General features: G+C 75.1%; 1 protein-coding gene and 1 pseudogene. Both read left to right on the top strand.

The features are described 5' to 3' along the window. Positions 1–723 (top strand): annotated as a pseudogene (locus D7231_RS36715) (cell division initiation protein); the annotation flags it as partial. Positions 724–951: 228 nt separating this feature from the next. Further along, positions 952–1,566: a YceD family protein gene (locus tag D7231_RS34575; RefSeq protein ID WP_120760303.1), complete on the top strand. Its 615-nt coding sequence runs from the start codon at positions 952–954 to the stop codon at positions 1,564–1,566. The last annotated feature ends 23 nt before the right edge of the window (positions 1,567–1,589 follow it).

Here is a 1,589-nt window from a genome sequence, read left to right as displayed (position 1 = left end):
GCCGAGGCCGACGACTACGTGGACAGCAAGCTGGCGAACTTCGAGGTGGTCCTCGGCAAGACCATCGGTTCGGTGGAGCGCGGCCGGGCCAAGCTGATCGGCCCCGACCGGGGCGATCCGCAGGAGCTGCTGGAGCGCGCCGACGCCTACGTGGACGCCCAGTTCGGCGCCATCGAGGCGGTGCTGCGCAAGACCCTGGAGGCGGTCGGCCGCGGCCGGCAGAAGCTCACCGGGCACCAGCCCGTGGACGAGCTGGCCGAGCACGTCGCCGCCCAGGAGGCCCTGGCCGCCGCGGACGGCGGGCGCCCCGCCGACGCCTACGCCGAGCCCGGCGCCGAGCAGGACACCTACGACTACCTCGGCGTCCCGCAGCCGGGCAGCGAGCCCGAGCCGGCCCCGGCCCTGCCCGCCGCCCCCGCGCTCCCGGCCGCCTACGAGCCCGCCTCCCCCTACGCCACGGCCGGCTACGAGCAGGCCCCGGCGTACGGCCAGGCCCCCGCGGGCGGCTACGACAACGGCGGCTACCCGCAGCAGCAGGGGTACCCGGGCGACGGCTACGGCTACCCACAGGACCCCTACGCCCCGCAGCAGCCCCAGCCGCAGTCCCAGCCCTCCTACGGCTACTCCTCCCCGGCGGTGCTGGACGAGACCAGCCTGTTCGACACCGGCATGATCGACGCCGAGCAGCTGCGCCGGTACCACCAACAGGGCCAACAGGGCTGAACGCCGCCGGTCCCCGCCCCGCGCGGGGACCGGACCTCCGCCCGCCCGCCGCCGATTGGGTGCCCGGCGGCCGGTGAAGTATGCTGGCCATTCGGTCGCGCCACGATTCGTGATCGCGGCTGCCCCGCCCGGCCCCGCCACCGAGGGGCCGACGTGCGCGGCCTTCCCGCAGCCACCGTGAGAGAGCGAAGTCCCCTGAACGCCCCGCTGGATCACCGAGCCCCCCTCGTGTTCGACACACGCGAGCTGGGGCGGCGTCCGGGTGCGCTCAAGCGGGTCTCCCGGACGGCCCCGGCCCCGGCCGACCTCGGCACCGAGGTCATCGGCGTTCCGGCCGGAGCGCGTCTTGAGGTGGACCTCCGCATGGAGTCGGTCATGGAGGGCGTGCTGGTCACCGGCACCGTCCGTGCGCCGCTCGCGGGGGAGTGCGTAAGGTGTCTGGAGCCCCTGGCCCGCGAGGGCGAGGCGGAGTTCCAGGAGATGTTCCGCTACCCCGACGCCGACGGCCCCGCCCGCCGTCCGGCCGTCCCCGCCGACGAGGAGGGGGACGAGGAGACGCCGTCGCTCCAGGGAGATTTCTTCGACCTGGAGCCGGTGCTGCGGGACGCGGTGGTGCTCGCGCTGCCGTTGCAGCCGGTGTGCCGCGAGGACTGCCCGGGCCTGTGCCCCGAGTGCGGCACGCCGCTCGCGGAGGACCCGGACCACGGGCACGACGAGGCCGTCGACATCCGGTGGGCGGCGCTGCGGGAGTTCGCCGGCAGCGCCCGGCCGGGCGGCCGGGAGACGCAGGACAAGCAAACGAAGGCACCCCGCGCCAGCGGGGAAGATCCACAGGAGACATAGCCGTGGCTGTTCCGAAGCGGAAG

The sequence above is a fragment of the Streptomyces klenkii genome, from assembly GCF_003626645.1.
GTDB classification, from domain to species: Bacteria; Actinomycetota; Actinomycetes; order Streptomycetales; family Streptomycetaceae; genus Streptomyces; species Streptomyces klenkii.
The sequence above is the reverse complement of the archived record's forward strand: the minus strand, read 5'-3'. Positions and strand labels throughout refer to the sequence as shown.